The sequence below is a fragment of the Nonomuraea sp. NPDC050478 genome, from assembly GCF_044458265.1.
GTDB classification, from domain to species: Bacteria; Actinomycetota; Actinomycetes; order Streptosporangiales; family Streptosporangiaceae; genus Nonomuraea; species Nonomuraea ferruginea.
In genome coordinates this window covers 1,190,896-1,208,879 of record NZ_JBITHT010000002.1, presented here as the reverse complement: position 1 = coordinate 1,208,879, position 17,984 = coordinate 1,190,896, and the positions used below count along the sequence as shown (strand labels likewise).

The window sequence follows — 17,984 nt, the reverse complement described above, 5'->3', positions numbered from 1 at the left end:
GGAGGGCCCTCGTGGACATCACCGCGGACATCACCGTGATCGGAGAGGGCGCGGCCGACGCCGTGCCGGACGTGATGCGCCTGCACACGGGCGTCGAGGTGCGCAGGCAGTCGGCTGCCGAGGCGTTCGCGGGGGCCAGGGCCGCCGCGGCCCGGCTGGCCGAGGCGCTTCGCGGGGCCGGCGTCGCGGCCCACGACCTGCGCACCACCGAGCTGTCGCTCGGCCCCGAGTACGAGGCGTACCCCAAGGTGTCGGCCTACCGGGCGGCGCAGGGCGTGGAGGCGGTGGTCCGCGACCTGGCGCGAGCCGACCATGTCATCGACACGGTGGCCGGCGTGGGGGAGGAGGCCAGGCTGAACGGGATCGCGTTCGAGGTGTCCGACCCGGACGCCGCGCTGGCGACGGCCAGGGACGAGGCGTTCCGGCAGGCCGCCGCCAAGGCAGGGCAGTACGCCGGGCTGGCCGGGCGGCCGCTCGGCCGGGTGGTGTCGGTCAGCGAGGAGTCCGGCGCGCCGCCGAGGCCCATGGGGCGCACGATGGCGGCCGAGGCGCAGGATTCGGTGAGCCCCGGACGGCAGGCGGTGCACGTCACCGTCCGGGTCGGCTACGACTTCGGCGACTAGGCCAGGGCGAGCATCCGGTCCAGGGCGACCCGCGCCCAGTGGGCGGTGTCCTCGTCGACGGTGATCTGGTTGACCACGTCGCCGAGCGCCAGCGACTCCAGCGCCCACACCAAGTGCGGCAGGTCGATCCGGTTCATGGTCGAGCAGTAGCAGACCGTACGGTCCAGGAACGACACGCTCTTGTCCGGGAACATCTGGGCCAGCCGCTTGACCAGGTTGAGCTCGGTGCCGATGGCCCAGGCCGACCCGGCGGGCGCCTCGCGCAGCGTCTTGATGATGTGCTCGGTGGAGCCCACGTGGTCGGCCTTGAGCACCACCTCGTGCCGGCACTCCGGGTGCACCAGCACGTTCACGCCGGGGATGCGCTCGCGTACGTCGTCCACCGACTCGGCCGTGAAGCGGCCGTGCACCGAGCAGTGGCCGCGCCACAGGATCATGCGCGCCCGCTCCAGCTGCTCGGTGGTCAGCCCGCCGTTGGGGCGGTGCGGGTTCCACACCACGCAGTCGTCGAGCGACAGGCCCATCTCCAGCACGGCCGTGTTGCGGCCGAGGTGCTGGTCAGGCAGGAACAGCACCTTCTCGCCCTGCTCGAACGCCCACGTCAGGGCGCGGCGCGCGTTGGACGAGGTGCACACCACGCCGCCGTTGCGCCCGCAGAACGCCTTGATGTCCGCGCTGGAGTTCATGTACGTGACCGGGACCACGCTGCCGGCCAGCCCGGCGTCCTCCAGCGCCTCCCAGGCCTCCTCGACCTGGTCGAAGGTGGCCATGTCGGCCATCGAGCAGCCCGCGGCCAGGTCCGGCAGCACCACCTTCTGCGAGCCGGTGGTCAGGATGTCGGCCGACTCGGCCATGAAGTGCACGCCGCAGAACACGATGTACTCGGCCTGCGGCCGGGCGGCGGCCTGCTGCGCCAGCTTGAACGAGTCGCCGGTGACGTCGGCGAACTGGATCACCTCGTCGCGCTGGTAGTGGTGGCCCAGCACGAACAGGCGGTCGCCGAGCGCCTCCTTGGCCTTGCGGGCCCGTTCGACCAGCTGGGGATCTGAGGCCGGTGGCAGCTCGCCGGGGCAGTCCACCCCTTTCTCGCTGTGCGGATCGGCGCTCCGTCCGAGCACGAAGAGCGGAAGTCCCGTCTGGGTGGTCATCGCCCTGCCCCCTTATCGTCTAAGTGACGCATACATCATGTCATACCCGTACGACCGATTTGTCCCGAGGGGAGCGAGGTGGGAATGTGTGGCATCCCCCCGGTGTTGGTAGCGTCATTAGTAGGACGTCGGAAACAGACCCGGTTAGGGAGTCAGCAGATGACGGTTGAGAGCAGCGAGACCACGGCACAGGGCCTGGTCCTGACCGAGGCGGCCGCGACCAAGGTCAAGTCCCTGCTGGAGCAGCAGGGCGAAGAAGGTCTGCAGCTGCGCGTTGCCGTGCAGCCGGGTGGTTGCTCCGGGCTGCGTTACCAGCTCTTCTTCGATGACCGTTCGATGGACGGCGATGTCGTGACCGACTTCGACGGAGTGGGCGTGGTCACCGACCGGATGAGCGCTCCCTACCTGATGGGCGCCACCATCGACTTCGTCGACACCATCGAGAAGCAGGGCTTCACCATCGACAACCCGAACGCCACCGGCTCCTGTGCCTGTGGCGACTCGTTCAACTAGTCGATCAGCCCGCCCGATCGGGCACCGGGGGCCCCGATCCGTCTTTGTGCGGGCGGGGCCTTCGCGTATCCTCGTGGGGCTCAACTGGCTTGCTGACAACGAGGAAGAAGAATCCCGTGCGCATCGCCGTCACCGGCTCCATCGCGACTGACCACCTGATGACCTTTCCCGGCAGCTTCGGCGATCAGCTCATCGCCGAGCAGCTCGACCGGGTGTCGCTGTCGTTCCTGGTCGACGACCTGCAGATCCGGCGTGGCGGCTGTGCGGCCAACATCGCCTTCGGCATGGCCTGCCTGGGTCTGCGGCCCTTCCTGGTCGGCGCGGTCGGCAACGACTTCGCCGACTACCGCTCCTGGCTGGAGCGTCACGGCGTCGACTGCGAGTCGGTGCACGTCTCCGAGACGCAGCACACGGCGCGGTTCCTGTGCACCACCGACGACAACCACAACCAGATCGCGTCCTTCTACACCGGCGCGATGGCCGAGGCGCGGCTGATCGAGCTGCAGCCCGTCGCCAGCCGGGTGGGCGGCCTGGACCTGGTGCTCGTCGGCCCCAACGACCCTGACGGCATGCTCCGCCACACCGACGAGTGCCGTCACCGCGGCATCCCGTTCGCCGCCGACATCTCCCAGCAGCTCGCCCGCATGGCCGACGAGCAGATCCGCCAGCTCGTCGACGGCGCCGCCTACCTCTTCTCCAACGACTACGAGAAGGGCCTGATCGAGCAGAAGACGGGCTGGTCCGACGAGGAGGTGCTGAGCAGGGTCGGCGTCCGCGTCACCACGCTCGGCCCCAAGGGCGCCGTCATCGACCGCGAGGGCGAGCCCTCCATCCACGTCGCCCCCGCCCCCGAGCGGGGCAAGGTCGACCCGACGGGCGTCGGCGACGCCTTCCGCGCGGGGTTCCTGGCGGGTCTGGCCTGGGGGCTGCCGCTGGAGAGGTGCGGCCAGATCGGCAACCTGACGGCCACCCACGTGCTGGAGCGCGTCGGCGGCCAGGAGTACGAACTCGGCCAGAAGGTCTTCCTGGACCGTTTCACCGAGGCCTACGGCACCGACGCCGCCGCCGAGATCGCCCCGCACATCCGCTGCTACCACCCCTGACACGGGCGCGCCCCCGCCGCGGACGGCGGGGGCGCGGTGTCCTTCCGTACGGTCAGGTCCCCGCGTAGACCCGGTGGACGAACTCGGCGAGCTGGTCGTCGGGCAGGTGGCGGGCCAGGTCGGCTTCGCTGATCATGCCGACCATGCGGTGGTCGCGCATCACCGGGAGCCGCCTGATCTGGTGCTCCTCCATGCGCGCCAGAGCCTCCTCGACCGTCGCGTCGGCCGGTATCCACACCAGCCCGGTCGCCAGGTCGCCGGCCCGCACGCGGGACGGGTCGTGGCCCGTGGCCACGCACTCCACCACGATGTCGCGGTCGGTGATGATGCCGGTCACCCGATCGTCCAGGCATACCGGCAGCGCGCCCACCCCGAGCTCGCGCATGAGCTGCGCGGCCCGGTCGAGCGTCTCGTGTGACTGGATGCACTCGACCCCTTGGCTCATCAGGTCGCCGGCGGTGTCGCTCATGTCTCTCCCCCTCGAAGAAGTGCTGCTTCCTCTCCAAGGGGCCGCTACCCCGTACAGGGCGGCTCAGTAGTTGCGCCGCACGTGGATCGCCCAGCCCCCCTGGGGGAGCTCGTACGAGCCCACATGGCGGTGGGACTTGAGCCGGCACCAGGCCGGCACGTCGGTGAAGGCGGCCGGGTCGTCGGCCAGCACGGCCACCACGGCGTTGAGCGGGACGTAGTTGATCTGCTCGGCGAGCATGATGATCGGGATGGGGCACTTCTTCCCCAGCGCGTCGATCGTCAATGCCGGCTGAGTGGCCTCGGTCATGCGACTCCTGCGTCCTGGCGGATCCGGTGCACCAGCTCGGGCAGCACGGTGAGGAACCTGTCGACCTCGGCCGCGGAAGCGCCCCTGGGCAGTGACACCCGGACATTCCCATGCGTGAGCACGCCCATCGCTTCCAGGACGTGCGATGGACGAAGCGTACTAGCCGTGCAGGAACTCCCGGACGAGACCGCGAATCCGGCCTTGTCGAGCTCGGTGAGCAGCGCCTCGCCGTCGACGTACAGACAGGAGAACGTGACGATGTGCGGGGCCCGGTCGTCCGGGTCGCCGATCACCTCCACGTCCGGCACCACCTTCGGCACCGTCTCCCTGATCTTGCCGACCAGCGCGGACAGCCTGGAGCGTTCCCGGGCGGCGTCGGCCGTCATCGCGCGCAGCGCGGCGGCCGCCGCCACGATGCCCGGCACGTTCTCGAACCCCGGCACGCGCCTGCGCTCGCGCTCGTCCTCCGGCAGGAACGAGCGGAACCGGGTGCCCTTCCTGACCGCCAGCACGCCGACGCCGGGCGGGCCGCCCCACTTGTGGGCGCTGGCCGTCAGCACCGACCAGCCCTCGGGCAGCGGCATCCGGCCGGCCGTCTGCGCCGCGTCCACCAGCAGCGGCACCCCGTGGCGCCGGCAGGCCGCGGCGGCCTCTGCCACCGGCTGGACCGTGCCGACCTCGTGGTTGGCCGTCTGCAGGCAGGCCAGGGCCGTGTCGGGGCGCGCCACCGCCTCGGTGAAGGCCGCCAGGTCGACCCGCCCCAGCCGGTCGACGCCGACGAGCTCGGCGCTGCCGCCGTCGCGTTCGTGCAGGCGGGCCGCGTGCAGCACGCTGGAATGCTCGACGGCGGAGGTCACCAGATGGCGGCCCGCCCGCCGCCTGCCCTGTAGGGTGCCGAGCAGACCGAGATGCACGGCCTGCGTGCCGGAGGAGGTGAACGTCACCTCGTCGGGCCGCGCGCCCAGCGCCTCGGCCACCTCCGTGCGGGCCTGCTCCAGCAGCAGGTGGGCACGGCGGGCCTGGTTGTAGAGCCGCGCGGGATCGGCCCAGCCGACGTCGATGGCCGCCAGCAGCGCTTCACGTGCCTGGGGATGCAGCGGCTCGGTGGAGGCCGCGTCGAAGTACGCCACGCTTCTATGATCCCACTCATGGCACGCCATCGAGGGGGCGCGCGGAAGGGCGGGGCACTTGCGCGCTAATGTGTCTGCAATCAGCTGTGCATCAGGAAATACGAGCGCCCGGGAGAGACTCCTGGGCTTCATCTGTGGGGTAGGCGATCCGTGAGTCCGACCCGCCGTTCGACGCGGCGTTCGTTGGCCCGGCGTAGAGTGCCGCGCGCCGCCGCTTTGGCGTTGCTACTGGCCTCCGCTACGGCGTGTGCAAATGACGTTCCCGAGGCAAAGTGGTCCAACGGACTGCTGCCGGACGCCATCACCCAGCAGGGTGAGACCGTCACGGCCCTGTGGAACGGAGCGTGGATCGCCGCGCTCGCCACCGGCGGAGTGGTCATCGGCCTCATCGTCTGGGCCTGTCTTTTCCACACCAGGCGCAGGGCCAAGGCTGATCTCCCGCCGCAGGTTCGCTACAACCTGCCGATCGAGATGCTCTACACCCTGGTGCCGCTCGTCATGGTGTCGGTGTTCTTCTTCTTCACCGCCCGTGACAGCGAGGAGCTGAGCCGGGTGACGGGCGACGCCGACGTGAAGGTCAAGGTGGAGGCGTTCCAGTGGAGCTGGCGTTTCACCACCACGACGGCCGACGGCAAGACGACCGAGCCGGTGAGCGGCATGCCGGTGAGCGACTACCAGCAGGGTCCGCAGCTCGTGCTGCCCGTGGACAAGAAGGTGGAGTTCGACCTCTTCACCGATGATGTGATCCACTCCTTCTGGGTGCCCGACTTCTTGTTCAAGCGGGACATCATCCCCGGCATCCCCGATGACAACCCCGGGCGCAAGTTCGAGGTGACCACCCTCAGCAAGCCCGGCGTCTACGCCGGCCGGTGCGCCGAGCTGTGCGGCGTCGACCACAGCCGCATGCTCTTCTCGATCAAGCTCGTGACGCAGCAGGAGTTCGACCAGTACGTCGCGTCCAACCAGGCGGGGAGTGCCCAGTGACCGCCATCCAAGAGCCGATCACCACCCCGGCCCCGCCGGTGCGCCGGCCCACCTCCAAGGGCCGGATCATCGCCAAGTGGCTGTCCTCCACGGACCACAAGGTGATCGGCAACCTCTATCTGATCACCTCGTTCATGTTCTTCCTGGTCGGCGGCATCATGGCGCTGGTCATGAGGGCCGAGCTGGCCCAGCCGGGGCTGCAGTTCACCAGCAACGAGCAGTTCAACCAGCTGTTCACCATGCACGGCACGATCATGCTGCTGATGTTCGCGACGCCGCTGTTCGCGGCCTTCGCGAACGCGGTCATGCCGCTGCAGATCGGCGCCCCCGACGTGGCGTTCCCGCGGCTCAACATGGTGAGCTACTGGCTCTACCTGTTCGGCAGCCTCATCGCGGTCTCGGGCTTCCTCACCCCGGGCGGCGCGGCGTCCTTCGGCTGGTTCGGGTACGCGCCGCTGTCCAACGCGGTCTACTCGCCCGGCATCGGCGGCGACCTGTGGATCATGGGCCTGACGATGTCGGGTCTGGCGACGATCCTCGGCGCGGTCAACTTCATCACCACGATCATCTGCATGCGCGCGCCCGGCATGACCATGTTCCGGATGCCGATCTTCACCTGGAACATCCTGCTGACCAGCATGCTCGTGCTGATGGCCTTCCCGGTGCTGGCCGCCGCGCTGCTCGCGCTGGAGTCCGACCGCAAGTTCGGCACGCACATCTTCAGCTCCGAGGTCGGCGGGCCGATGCTGTGGCAGCACCTCTTCTGGTTCTTCGGCCATCCAGAGGTCTACATCATCGCGCTGCCGTTCTTCGGCATCATCACCGAGATCCTGCCGGTCTTCAGCCGTAAGCCGATCTTCGGCTACATCAGCCTCGTGGCCGCGACGATCTCCATCGCCGGCCTGTCGATGACCGTGTGGGCGCACCACATGTTCCCCACCGGCCAGGTGCTGCTGCCGTTCTTCTCGTTCATGACGTTCCTCATCGCGGTGCCGACCGGCGTGAAGTTCTTCAACTGGGTCGGCACGATGTGGCGCGGTCACCTGAGTTTCGAGTCGCCGATGCTCTATTCGATCGGCTTCCTGGTGACGTTCCTGCTCGGCGGCCTGACCGGCGTCATCCTGGCCTCGCCGCCGCTCGACTTCCACATCAGCGACACCTACTTCGTCGTCGCCCACTTCCACTACGTGGTGTTCGGCACCGTGGTGTTCGCGATGTTCGCCGGGTTCTTCTTCTGGTGGCCCAAGCTCACCGGCAAGATGCTCGACGACAGGCTCGGCAAGGTGCAGTTCTGGCTGCTGTTCATCGGCTTCCACGCGACGTTCCTGGTGCAGCACTGGCTGGGCATGCTCGGCTTCCCGCGCCGCTACGCCGACTACGGGGCCGCCGACGGCTTCACCGACCTCAACATGATCTCGTCCGTGGGCGCGTTCGTGCTCGGGGCCTCGACGCTGCCGTTCTTCTACAACGTCTGGAAGACCTGGCGCACGGCGCCCAAGGTCACCGTCGACGACCCGTGGGGCTACGGTGGCTCGCTCGAGTGGGCGACCTCCTGCCCGCCGCCACGCCACAACTTCACCAAGCTGCCTCCCATCCGGTCCGAGCGTCCCGCGTTCGACCTCAAGTACCCGCACCTGTCCGCCAAGCCCGCGCCGGAGGTGGAGGCCTGATGAAGGTCCAAGGTTGGCTGTTCCTGCTGTGCGGCCTGTTCTTCGCCGGTGTCACCGTCGCCTACTGGTTCTGGACCAAGGCGGCGACCGGGGTGGGCGAGCCGGTCGGCACCACCGCGCTGGCCATCTCGGTCGGCTTCGCGTTCATGATCGGCTACTACCTGATGTTCACCGCGCGGCGCATCGGCGCCCAGCCGGAGGACAACAAGCAGGCCGACATCAGCGACGGCGCCGGTGAGATCGGCTTCTTCAGCCCCAGCAGCTGGTGGCCGCTGTTCGTCTGCCTGGCCGCCGCCTTCACCTTCGCCGGGTTCGTCATCGGCCTGTGGATGTTCATCATGGGCGTGTTCCTGGTGATCATGGCCATGATCGGGTTCGTGTTCCAGTACTACCGGGGCCACTTCTCGCACTGACCCCTCGTCCATGAGCGGGCGTCCTTCTTCAGAGGGGACGCCCGCTTTTTGGTGTTCTTTACTGGACTGCGGATGTGGCCAAACGATCACCGAGGGTAATAACAGAGATGAATCTGCTCGACTCGGACGGGGGGAGTGCTGATGGGGCGCGTAGCGGGTCGATCGATGAGCCTGGGCCTGGGCATGGCCGTGCTGCTGACGGCGTGCTCGGCGAGCATCGCCGCCGACGAGGAGCGCAAGGCGGCGCCTGACGCCACTGTGGCGATCCAACCGGCCGACCGGGCGGCCGATGTGCCGACGGACCAGACGGTCGTCGTGGCGGCCCATGGAGGCACGCTCAGGAGCGTCACCGTACGCAGCGAGGACGGTGCCCTGCCGGGCGTGCTCAGCGCCGACGGGACCCGCTGGCGCAGCACCGCCACCGCCCGCCCCGGCACCACCTACACGATCCGCTCGGTCGCCGCCAACAGCGACGGCAAGCAGACCGAGAAGAGCAGCACGTTCTCCACCGTCAAGGCGGCCACGTCCTTCGACATCGAGAGCATCTCGCCCAGCAAGAACACCACCGGCCTGACCGTCGGCGTCGGCATGCCCATCATGATCGCCTTCGACCAGCCGATCGCCGACCGGGTCGCCGTCGAGCGCAACCTGCTCGTCCGTACCTCCAAGCCCGTCGAGGGGGCCTGGCACTGGTTCGACGACAAGCGGGTCGACTTCCGGCCGCGCGAGTACTGGCCCGCCCACACCGACGTGCGCGTCGAGGCCAACCTGGCGGGCGTGCAAGGCGGCAAGGGCATGTTCGGCAAGCGTGACCTGGCGATCGACTTCAAGATCGGCCGCTCGCAGATCACCAAGGGCAGCGTCGACGAGCACGTGCTGGTCGTGCGGCGGAACGGCAAGAAGATCCGCGAGATGCCGATGAGCGCCGGCAAGGGCGGTGTGATGAAATATCACACCACCTCAGGCATTCACCTGGCCATGTCCCGCGAACCGGTCACCATCATGACCTCGCCCGGCATCGGCCCCGGCCAGGCCGGCTACTACCAGATGACCGTGTACAACACGGTGCGCATCTCCAACAGCGGCGAGTACGTGCACAGCGCCCCCTGGTCCGTGGGCTCCCAGGGGTACGCCAACGTCAGTCACGGCTGCGTGAACGTCAGCCCGGACAACGCGGCCTGGTTCATCAAGAACACCCTGATCGGCGATCCCATCATCATCACGGGCTCCCCGCGCCCGCTGGAGCCGACGAACGGGTGGGGGCACTGGCAGGAGAACTGGAAGCAGTGGCTCAGGTGGAGCTCCATCAAGGACGGGCCCACCCTGCCGTTCTCCTGACCTCGTACGGGCCTGACCGCGGCGGGGCCGCGGTCAGGAGGAGACGGAAGCGCTGGTCTTGATCCAGCCGTCGAGGGTGGCCGAGGCGCGGCCGGAGTCGACGGCCTGGGTGGCGCGGGCGTAGGCGTCGATCATGGCCGAGTCGAGGTCGTCGCCGGGGCCGTCGAGCGCGACCAGGGCGGCGGCGGCGTTCAGCAGGACGGCGTCGCGCACCGGCCCGGTCTTGCCGCCGAGCAGGTCGTGCACCGCCTGGGCGTTGAAGGCCACGTCGCCGCCGCGCAGGGCGCCCGCCTCGGCGCGCGGGATGCCGAGCACCGCCGGGTCGAAGGTGGTCTGGGTGGCGCTGCCGTCGGCGACCATCCACACCGTGGAGGTGGTGGCGATGGTCAGCTCGTCGAGCCCGTCGTCGCCGCGGAAGACCAGCGCGGAGACGCCCCGCTCGGCGAAGACCCCGGCCAGCACCGGGAGCATGCGCGGGTCGTAGACGCCGATGGCCTGCGCGGCCGGGCGGGCCGGGTTGGTGAGCGGGCCGAGGAAGTTGAAGACGGTGGGGACGCCGATCTCCTTGCGGGTCGGCCCGGCGAAGCGCAGCGCGGGGTGGTAGACCGGCGCGAAGCAGAAGGCGATGCCGGCCTCGGTCGCCACCCGGGCGGTCTGCTCGGGGGTCAGGTCGAGCCGGATGCCGAGGTGCTCCAGCACGTCGGCGGCGCCGCACGAGGAGGAGGCGGCGCGGTTGCCGTGCTTGACGACGCGGGCGCCCGCGGCGGCGGCCACGATGGCGGCCATGGTGGACACGTTCACGGTGTGGGCGCGGTCGCCGCCGGTGCCGACGACGTCCACGACCGGGCCCTCGACGTGCAGCGGCGTGGCGAGGTCGAGCATCGTGCGGGCCAGGCCGGTCACCTCGGCCACGGTCTCGCCCTTGGCGCGCAGCGCGACCACGAAGGCGGAGATCTGGGCGGGTGTGGCGGTGCCGGACATGATCTCCCGCATCGCCCAGGCCGTCTCGTCGGCCGTGAGGTGCTCCCCGGACAGGAGCGCGGAAAGGATCGCCGGCCAGGTCGTCCGCGAGTCCACGTCAGGCACCTACTTGGCGTTGAGTCGGGTGGAGGAGCGACGGCGCATGAGGTCGGCGACGGTGTCGGCCAGCACCATGGGCTCCAGGGGCTGGGACACGACGGCGTCGGCCCTGGACCAGTCGGCCAGCCAGCGGTCGTCGCGCCGGGCGATGATGAGGCAGATGGGCGGGCAGTCGTAGACCTCGTCCTTGGCCTGGCGGCTGACGCCCATGCCGCCCGCGGGCTGGGTCTCGCCGTCGAGCACGGCCACGTCGATCTCGCCGGAGCCGAGCCACTGGTGCACCTTGGGCTCGGTGGCGCACTCCACGACCTCCACGAAGGGCACGTCCATCGCCGGCCGCCGGCCGATCGCCTGCCTTACCGCCTGCCGGGTGGCGGCGTCGTCGCTGTAGACGAGGACCTTCATCGTGTCGGTGCTCACGGTCGCGCTCACTATCGGTCGTAGCGGTAGGGTCATCTGGGATCGTACCGTTGGCACGGCGTGCGGACCCAGGTTGGCGCCCCTGGCGGGCGATATGTCCCAATTATCCCAGGTTAGACGCCTGATTGTTCCCGCTAACGGGGGGGCGTGCGCCGGACCGACCACCAGAGCCGCAATAATGCTGCCCGTGGCGACAGCATCCGCAATTACTTCGACGACGACAGGTCAGCCGTACCGCAGACCCAACCTGGTCAGCGTGGGTACGATCGTCTGGCTGTCCTCTGAGCTCATGTTCTTCGCGGCGCTGTTCGCGATGTACTTCACCATCCGGTCGGTGAGCGTGGGCCAAGGCATCGACTGGGCACCCGCCTACATCCCGGCGGGCGCCTCGGCCGAGGGCCTGGCTCACCTGAACATCCCGTTCGCGACGGTCAACACGACGATCCTGGTTCTGTCCAGTGTGACGTGCCAGCTCGGCGTGTGGGCCGCGGAAAAGGGGCAAGTCAGCAAGCTCAGGTTCTGGTATCTCGTCAGCTTCCTGATGGGGTCGGTGTTCATCGCCGGCCAGCTGTACGAGTACATGGAGCTGGCGAGCATGGGCGCGACCTTGTCCGCCAACCCCTACACGTCGGTGTTCTACCTCACGACGGGCTTCCACGGCCTGCACGTGACCGGTGGCCTGATCGCGTTCCTGTTCGTGCTGGGACGTACGTACGCCGCGAAGCGCTTCACGCATGAGCAGGCAACCAGCGCCATCGTCGTGTCCTACTACTGGCACTTCGTCGACGTCGTCTGGATTGGTCTTTTCGCGACCATCTACATCATTCAGTAAGGAACGGGACCTCTGTGACTAGGATCACCGCGTGGCGGCGGCATCCCCTCGCGAGATATGCCGTCCTGATTCTGGCGTTGGCGCTGGTCGGGACGGCATATGCCACCTTTGTGCAGGTGAGCAAGCACGCTGACGCGGCGCTCGCGTCGGGCAAGGTGGACGACGTGGCGAACGGCAAGAGCCTCTTCCAGGCTCATTGCGCCAGCTGCCACGGGCTCAACGCCGAGGGCACGTCGACGGGCCCCACGCTCATCGGCGTCGGCGCCGCCTCCGTCGACTTCCAGATGAGCACCGGACGGATGCCCGCGTCCAACCCGGGTGCCCAGGTGCCGCGCAAGCCGCTGCCCGAGTGGGTCGACAGCGACAGCATCAGCGACATCGCGGCGTACGTGCAGTCGCTCGGCGGCGGTCCCACCGTGCCGTCCGGCGACCAGGTGGACCCGGCGCTGGGCGACGCCGCCAAGGGCGGTGAGCTCTTCCGCGCCAACTGCATCCAGTGCCACAACTGGGCGGGCGCCGGCGGCGCCCTGACGCGGGGCAAGTACGCCCCCAACCTGAACGAGTCTTCTCCCACCCAGATCTACGAGGCGATGGTCACCGGCCCGCAGGCGATGCCGGTCTTCAACGACACGACCATCACGCCCGAAGAGAAGCGCAACATGATCGCCTACATCGTCCAGGTGCGGGAGCAGACCGACCCCGGAGGTTTTGCCCTGGGTCGGATTGGCCCGGTAACCGAAGGCCTCGTAGCCTGGGTCGTGGGCATCCTTGCCCTCGTCCTCGCCGCAATCTGGATCACCGCGAAGAAGCGACAGAAGTCATGACTGACAACGAGCACGAGATCGAGCAGCCGGACGAGCGCGTCCCCAAGCGCGTGATCGGCACCCCGCCGCCGGGCACCCCGATGCTCGGCGAGGCGGAGGCGCGCGACGCCGGCGACGCCGGGGGCGAGACCCCCGGCATCACGCTGCAGGACGAGAAGAGGGCGAGCGGGGCCGAGAAGCTCGTCGCCCTCTGCTTCCTGCTCGCCTTCCTGGGAGGCGTCGCGTTCCTCGTCTCCTACGTGGTGTTCCAGGTGGGCAGCCCCGAGGCGACCGGAGTCTCCAACCTGGCTCTCGGCAGCTCCCTCACCGTGGCGGTGCTGGGCCTGGCCGTCGGCATCGTCGTCTGGGTCCGCCAGATCATGCCGAAGTACGCCCTGGTCCAGGAACGCCACCTGATGGTCTCCGGCGAGGACGACCGCGAGGTCGTGGCCGACACCTTCGTCGAGGGCGCCAACGAGAGCGGCTTCGTCAAGCGCAAGATGATGCGCCGCACGCTGCTGCTGGCGGCCGCGCCGCTCGGCCTGATCCCCCTGATCCTGCTGCGCGACCTCGACAACACCAAGATGAAGGCCACCAGCTTCAACAAGCTGCTGCGCCACACCGTCTGGGGCGAGAAGACCGTGGAGGGCCAGCCGCGACGCCTCATCGTCGAGGGCACCGGCCAGCCGATCAGGGCGGCCGACTTCAACTCGCCCGGCGGCATCCTGTCCATCGTCCCCGAAGGCTACGAGCACGACCTGAACGTGCTCGCCAAGGCCACGCTGATCTTGATCAAGTTCCGGCCCGAGGAGCTGAAGTCGGGCGTCAACAAGAACTGGACGCACGACGGCATCGTGGCCTATTCGAAGATCTGCACGCACGTCGGCTGCCCCGCGGCCCTGTACGAGCAGACGACCCACCACATCCTGTGCCCGTGTCACCAGTCGACGTTCGACGCCGCCGACGGCGCCAAGGTCATCTTCGGTCCGGCGGCCCGGCCGCTGCCGCAGCTGCCGATCACCGTCGACAACGAGGGCTTCCTCGTCGCGGCCGGTGACTTCCCGGTGCCGGTCGGCCCCAGCTACTGGGAGCGCGGCGACGCCGAGGCGGAGGCCAGGGCCAAGGGAGGCCAGGCATGAGCGAGCTGACAACCGTGCCCAAGGCGGTCGGCGGACCGTCCAACTGGCTCGACGAGCGCCTCGGCGGAGCCAACTTCCTCAAGCGCAACCTGCGCAAGGTCTTCCCCGACCACTGGTCGTTCCTGCTGGGTGAGATCGCGCTCTACTCGTTCATCATCCTGCTGCTGACCGGTACGTTCCTGACGTTCTGGTTCAAGCCGAGCATGGAGCACGTCCTCTACGACGGCTCCTACGCGCCTCTGCAGGGCGTGGGGATGTCCGCGGCCTACGCGTCGTCGCTGGAGATCAGCTTCGACGTCCGCGGAGGTCTGCTCATGCGGCAGATGCACCACTGGGCGGCCCTGCTGTTCATCGCGGGCATGATGGTCCACATGCTCCGGGTGTTCTTCACCGGCGCCTACCGCAAGCCGCGTGAGATCAACTGGATCATCGGCATCCTGCTGCTGACCCTGGCCCTGGCCGAGGGCCTCACCGGTTACTCGCTGCCGGACGACCTGCTCTCCGGCGCGGGCGCGCGCATCACCCAGGGCGTGGCGATCTCGCTGCCGCTGGTCGGCACGTACGTCTCGTTCTTCCTGTTCGGCGGGGAGTACCCGGGCACGGATCTCATCTCCCGGTTCTACGCGCTGCACATCCTGCTCATCCCGGGCATCCTGCTGGCGCTGATCACGGCCCACCTGGTGCTCATGTGGGTGCAGAAGCACACCCAGATGCCGGGCAAGGGGCGGACCAACACGAACGTGGTGGGCGCGCCGTTCTACCCGGCGTTCATGGCCAAGGCGGGCGCCTACTTCCTGTTCACGCTCGCCGTGGTGGCAGGGCTGTCGACCTTCGCCCAGATCAACCCGATCTGGATCTACGGTCCCTACACGCCCGCCGACATCTCGGCCGGATCCCAGCCAGACTGGTACATGGGCTTCCTCGAAGGATCCCTGCGCATCATGCCGGCGTGGGAGATCAACATGTTCGGCACGGCCCATGCCGGCACACTGCCACTGAGTGTGATCATCCCGGCGTTGTTGCCACTGGGGCTCGTCATGACGGGTCTGGCGCTCTATCCGTTCCTGGAACGCTGGATCACGGGCGACCACCGCGAGCACCACATGGCGGAGCGCCCGCGCAACAACCCGCACCGCACCTCGATCGGCATGGCCGGCATCTCGTTCTACGGGGTGCTCTGGCTGCTCGGCGCGAACGACGAGATCTCGGCGTTCTTCCACATCAACCTGAACTGGACCACGTACGCCGGCCGCGTGCTGGTGTTCGCCGCCCCGGTGCTGGCGTACATCATCACCTACCGGATCTGCCTGGGCCTTCAGCGTTCGGACGCCGAGGTCGTCTCCCACGGAGTGGAGTCGGGTGTCATCAAGCGGCTGCCGCACGGTGAGTTCATCGAGATCCACACGCCTCCGGCGGAGGACATCGAGGCCCACGTGCGGGGCAAGGAGCCGGTGGCCATGCTGCCGATGGCCGAGGACCCGTCCGGCATCCCGCACAAGGGCATGCGCGGGCCGATCGGCAAGCTCCGTGCCCGCATGTCCAAGGCCTACGGCGGGGAGAAGATCCCCCTCGTCGACGGCCACGGCCACGAGGAGGAAGAGCGCGCCGCGGTCGGTCCCGGCGAGGAGGACCATACGCTGACGCGATAGACGGTGATTGAGGGGCTCGGGCGGTTCGCCCGGGCCCCTTTGCCTTTCCCTGTGTGGGGGGTTCTTTTCTTTTACGGCACGGCCAAGGAAGGCCCACCCGCCGCACGTGGCCGGGGGCCTCCAGGAATACGGCCGCTGATCCCGCACGGGGCCGGGCGCCGTTACGCGCGCCTGCTGGGCCGTCTGAGCGGTAGTCGTGGGCCGCTGCTTCTCGCTGACAGCACGATAGGAGTCCCGCCCTTGCGGGAAGCGGAGGCCGGTGCTGGGAGGTGGTCAGTCGGCGTCGGGGAAGCCGATGGAGAAGGCGGCGTCCAGGTCGTGCTTGGAGTAGGCGCGGAAGGCTATGTGGGTCTCGGTGTTGAGCACGCCGGGCACCTTGTTGATGCGGCCGGGGATCACCTCGGCGACCTGCTCGTACTCGGCCACGCGGACCATGGCCAGCAGGTCGTAGGCGCCGGTGATGGAGTAGACCTCGCTGACGCCGTCGATCTCGGCGATCGTCTCGGCGACCTCCGGGATGCGGTCGACCTCGGCGTTGATGTGAACGATAGCCGTGACCATGGAACTACTGTATCGAATCACCGCAGAGGCCGCCCTTCGCGGTGGCGGACGCGGTCGATCCCCTGATAGGCCAGGTCGATGCGGGCCTTGTGGCGGGCGGCGCCGTGGGCCGGCAGGCTCCACTCGCCGTCGACCTCGACCAGCCGGACCCCCGGTGACTCCAGCCATCGCAGGATGCACTCGGTCTCCTCGGCGCTGGCCGCGTGGACCGGCCCGGGGCCGGGGATGACGGCCTCGGCCGTGGCGGTGAGCGACTCGACGAACGGGGTGGGGTGGGCACCGCGCGGCATCACGCCGGCCGCGGCGAGGCGGCCGTAGCGGATGACGTGGATGTCCCAGCCGCCGTCGAAGGCGGGGCTGGCCGCCACCAGGTGGGGGATGCGGGTGACGGCGGAGAGCCGCTGCATGCGGGCGGCGGTGCGGACGAACGCGGCCAGCCGGTCGCGGTCGACGGACGCCTCCTCGTAGCGCTGCTCGACCGACAGCCGCTCCATCCGGGCCGAGACCGCGGAGAAGACGGGGGAGGCGTCGAGCGTCATCGCCCGCCGCGCCGCCTCGGCGTGGGCCAGGTAGTCGGCCTGGCTCTGCTTGCCCTCGCAGGGAGCGCCGCAGCGGCCCATGTCGTGCAGGACGCAGGCCGAGCGGAGGGTGCGCAGGCTGATCGGCTGCGTGCACTGGCGCAGCGGCACCGCCTCGTGCAGCGCGGTGCGGGCGTCGTCGGCCAGGCGGGTGCTGGAGAAAGGGCCGAGGTAGGCGGCGTCGTCGTCCTTGACCTCGCGCACGATCGACAGGCGCGGGAACGGCTCCTGGGTGAGCTTGAGCCAGAAGACCTTCTCGGGGAACCGGGACCTGCGGTTGTAGCGCGGCTTGGCGCCGCCGATCAGCCGCAGCTCGCGCACCTCGGCCTCCAGCGCCGTCGCGCACACGACGTGGCGGACCCGATCGGCGATGCCGATCATCTCGCGGATGCGGGGCCTGGTCTCGCTGGCGGTGAAATAGGAGCGCACCCGGTTGCGCAGGTTGGTGCTCTTGCCGATGTAGAGGATCTCGCCGCGCTCGTCCTCGAAGAAGTAGACGCCGGGCGCGTGCGGCACCGACTCGGCGAGGTGGCGCTTGCTCTGCTGCTCGGGCGTGGGGGCGCGGACGAACGACTTGAGCTCCTCCAGCGTGTGGACCTGGAAGGAGCCGGCCCGCTCGATCAGCCCGTGGAGCACGTCGACGGTGGCCCTGGCGTCGTGGAGCGCGCGGTGACACGGCTCCGTCGAGGCGCGGAAGAAGCGGGCCAGCGTGGACAGCTTGGCGTTGGGCGTCTCGTCACGGGTCAGCACGCGCCGGGCCAGGTCGACCGTGTCGACGACCGGGTTGGCCGGCGGGGGATAGCCGTGGGCGGCGCAGGCGGCCTTGAGGAAGCGGGTGTCGAAGCCCGCGTTGTGGGCGACGAGCGTGGCCCCTCTGATGAACTCCAGGAAGCTCGGCAGCACGGCCTCCACGCGCGGCGCCGCCATGACCATCGCGTCGGTGATGCCCGTCAGCACCGAGATGAACGGCGGGATCGGGCCACCGGGATCGACCAGGGTGGAGAACTCGCCCAGCACCTCGCCCGCCCGGACCTTCACCGCGCCGATCTCGGTGATCTTGTGCTCGGCCGGTGAACCGCCGGTGGTCTCGAGGTCGAACACCACGAAAGTGACTTCGCTCAGCGGGGTGCCGAGCTCGTCGAGAGTGCCTTGAACGGGATCCACGAACCAAGACCATAGAGAGGGCCACCGACAGTTGCGGAGCCGAACGAATAACTATTCG

19 protein-coding genes are annotated in these 17,984 nt (G+C 68.9%); 11 read left to right on the top strand and 8 right to left on the bottom strand.

The window, feature by feature from the left end; all coding sequences use genetic code 11:
* Positions 1-11: 11 nt before the first annotated feature.
* Positions 12-623: an SIMPL domain-containing protein gene (locus ACIBF7_RS13620; protein ID WP_397197184.1), complete on the top strand. Its 612-nt coding sequence runs from the start codon at positions 12-14 to the stop codon at positions 621-623.
* On the opposite strand, the gene nadA is transcribed toward ACIBF7_RS13620, so the two are convergent.
* A complete protein-coding gene (nadA, locus tag ACIBF7_RS13615; RefSeq protein WP_148032820.1) occupies positions 620-1,771 on the bottom strand; it encodes a quinolinate synthase NadA in 1,152 nt (383 codons plus the stop codon). The two genes, ACIBF7_RS13620 and nadA, sit on opposite strands and share 4 nt — an antisense overlap.
* A 159-nt stretch (positions 1,772-1,930) precedes the next feature.
* On the opposite strand from nadA, the gene erpA reads away from it, so the two are divergent.
* Together erpA and ACIBF7_RS13605 are read left to right on the top strand one after the other, a co-directional pair.
* Entirely contained in the window at positions 1,931-2,284 is a 354-nt protein-coding gene (erpA, locus tag ACIBF7_RS13610) for an iron-sulfur cluster insertion protein ErpA (protein WP_148032819.1), read from the top strand.
* A 116-nt stretch (positions 2,285-2,400) separates the two neighbouring features.
* The gene (locus ACIBF7_RS13605; protein WP_148032818.1) at positions 2,401-3,387 is read left to right on the top strand and encodes a carbohydrate kinase family protein; all 987 of its coding nucleotides are present in this window, start codon (positions 2,401-2,403) and stop codon (positions 3,385-3,387) included.
* A gap of 52 nt (positions 3,388-3,439) precedes the next feature.
* Here the strand turns inward: ACIBF7_RS13605 and ACIBF7_RS13600 are convergent, their stop codons facing one another.
* The 3 genes from ACIBF7_RS13600 to ACIBF7_RS13590 form a co-directional block, all read right to left on the bottom strand.
* Positions 3,440-3,856 (bottom strand): CBS domain-containing protein, encoded by a 417-nt coding sequence (locus ACIBF7_RS13600; protein WP_148032817.1) that lies wholly within the window; start codon positions 3,854-3,856, stop codon positions 3,440-3,442.
* 63 nt (positions 3,857-3,919) lie between these two features.
* Positions 3,920-4,165: a sulfurtransferase TusA family protein gene (locus ACIBF7_RS13595; RefSeq protein ID WP_148032816.1), complete on the bottom strand. Its 246-nt coding sequence runs from the start codon at positions 4,163-4,165 to the stop codon at positions 3,920-3,922.
* Complete coding sequence (locus tag ACIBF7_RS13590; protein ID WP_148032815.1) at positions 4,162-5,295, bottom strand: cysteine desulfurase family protein; 1,134 nt, start codon at positions 5,293-5,295, stop codon at positions 4,162-4,164. Before ACIBF7_RS13590 ends, ACIBF7_RS13595 begins: the two co-directional genes overlap by 4 nt.
* A gap of 216 nt (positions 5,296-5,511) precedes the next feature.
* On the opposite strand from ACIBF7_RS13590, the gene ACIBF7_RS13585 reads away from it, so the two are divergent.
* The 4 genes from ACIBF7_RS13585 (at position 5,512) to ACIBF7_RS13570 (ending at position 9,700) form a co-directional block, all read left to right on the top strand.
* On the top strand, positions 5,512-6,279 hold the full coding sequence (locus ACIBF7_RS13585; RefSeq protein ID WP_246639776.1) for a cytochrome c oxidase subunit II: 768 nt from the start codon (positions 5,512-5,514) through the stop codon (positions 6,277-6,279).
* Positions 6,276-7,949, top strand: a complete 1,674-nt coding sequence (gene ctaD, locus ACIBF7_RS13580) for a cytochrome c oxidase subunit I (protein WP_148032813.1) — start codon at positions 6,276-6,278, stop codon at positions 7,947-7,949. The genes ACIBF7_RS13585 and ctaD overlap by 4 nt, the downstream gene beginning before the upstream one ends.
* Positions 7,949-8,362, top strand: coding sequence for a cytochrome c oxidase subunit 4 (locus ACIBF7_RS13575; protein ID WP_148032812.1), 414 nt, complete (start codon positions 7,949-7,951; stop codon positions 8,360-8,362). Before ctaD ends, ACIBF7_RS13575 begins: the two co-directional genes overlap by 1 nt.
* A 165-nt stretch (positions 8,363-8,527) precedes the next feature.
* On the top strand, positions 8,528-9,700 hold the full coding sequence (locus ACIBF7_RS13570) for an Ig-like domain-containing protein (protein WP_261808684.1): 1,173 nt from the start codon (positions 8,528-8,530) through the stop codon (positions 9,698-9,700).
* 33 nt (positions 9,701-9,733) lie between these two features.
* Here the strand turns inward: ACIBF7_RS13570 and trpD are convergent, their stop codons facing one another.
* Positions 9,734-10,777: an anthranilate phosphoribosyltransferase gene (gene trpD / locus ACIBF7_RS13565; protein ID WP_219544671.1), complete on the bottom strand. Its 1,044-nt coding sequence runs from the start codon at positions 10,775-10,777 to the stop codon at positions 9,734-9,736.
* A gap of 9 nt (positions 10,778-10,786) precedes the next feature.
* Positions 10,787-11,185, bottom strand: a complete 399-nt coding sequence (locus ACIBF7_RS13560; RefSeq protein WP_148034755.1) for a hypothetical protein — start codon at positions 11,183-11,185, stop codon at positions 10,787-10,789.
* Positions 11,186-11,378: 193 nt separating this feature from the next.
* On the opposite strand from ACIBF7_RS13560, the gene ACIBF7_RS13555 reads away from it, so the two are divergent.
* From ACIBF7_RS13555 to ACIBF7_RS13540, 4 genes are read left to right on the top strand one after another with little or no spacing between them, the layout of a single operon-like run.
* Positions 11,379-12,032, top strand: coding sequence for a heme-copper oxidase subunit III (locus ACIBF7_RS13555; protein WP_148032809.1), 654 nt, complete (start codon positions 11,379-11,381; stop codon positions 12,030-12,032).
* A gap of 14 nt (positions 12,033-12,046) precedes the next feature.
* On the top strand, positions 12,047-12,856 hold the full coding sequence (locus ACIBF7_RS13550) for a c-type cytochrome (RefSeq protein WP_397197183.1): 810 nt from the start codon (positions 12,047-12,049) through the stop codon (positions 12,854-12,856).
* The gene (locus ACIBF7_RS13545) at positions 12,853-13,974 is read left to right on the top strand and encodes a ubiquinol-cytochrome c reductase iron-sulfur subunit (RefSeq protein WP_148032807.1); all 1,122 of its coding nucleotides are present in this window, start codon (positions 12,853-12,855) and stop codon (positions 13,972-13,974) included. Before ACIBF7_RS13550 ends, ACIBF7_RS13545 begins: the two co-directional genes overlap by 4 nt.
* Positions 13,971-15,623, top strand: a complete 1,653-nt coding sequence (locus tag ACIBF7_RS13540; RefSeq protein ID WP_397197182.1) for a cytochrome bc complex cytochrome b subunit — start codon at positions 13,971-13,973, stop codon at positions 15,621-15,623. The genes ACIBF7_RS13545 and ACIBF7_RS13540 overlap by 4 nt, the downstream gene beginning before the upstream one ends.
* Positions 15,624-15,896: 273 nt before the next feature.
* Here the strand turns inward: ACIBF7_RS13540 and ACIBF7_RS13535 are convergent, their stop codons facing one another.
* Both ACIBF7_RS13535 and ACIBF7_RS13530 read right to left on the bottom strand, forming a co-directional pair.
* Positions 15,897-16,184, bottom strand: a complete 288-nt coding sequence (locus ACIBF7_RS13535) for an Lrp/AsnC family transcriptional regulator (RefSeq protein WP_148032805.1) — start codon at positions 16,182-16,184, stop codon at positions 15,897-15,899.
* Positions 16,185-16,201: 17 nt separating this feature from the next.
* The gene (locus ACIBF7_RS13530; protein ID WP_148032804.1) at positions 16,202-17,926 is read right to left on the bottom strand and encodes a DEDD exonuclease domain-containing protein; all 1,725 of its coding nucleotides are present in this window, start codon (positions 17,924-17,926) and stop codon (positions 16,202-16,204) included.
* Positions 17,927-17,984: the final 58 nt, after the last annotated feature.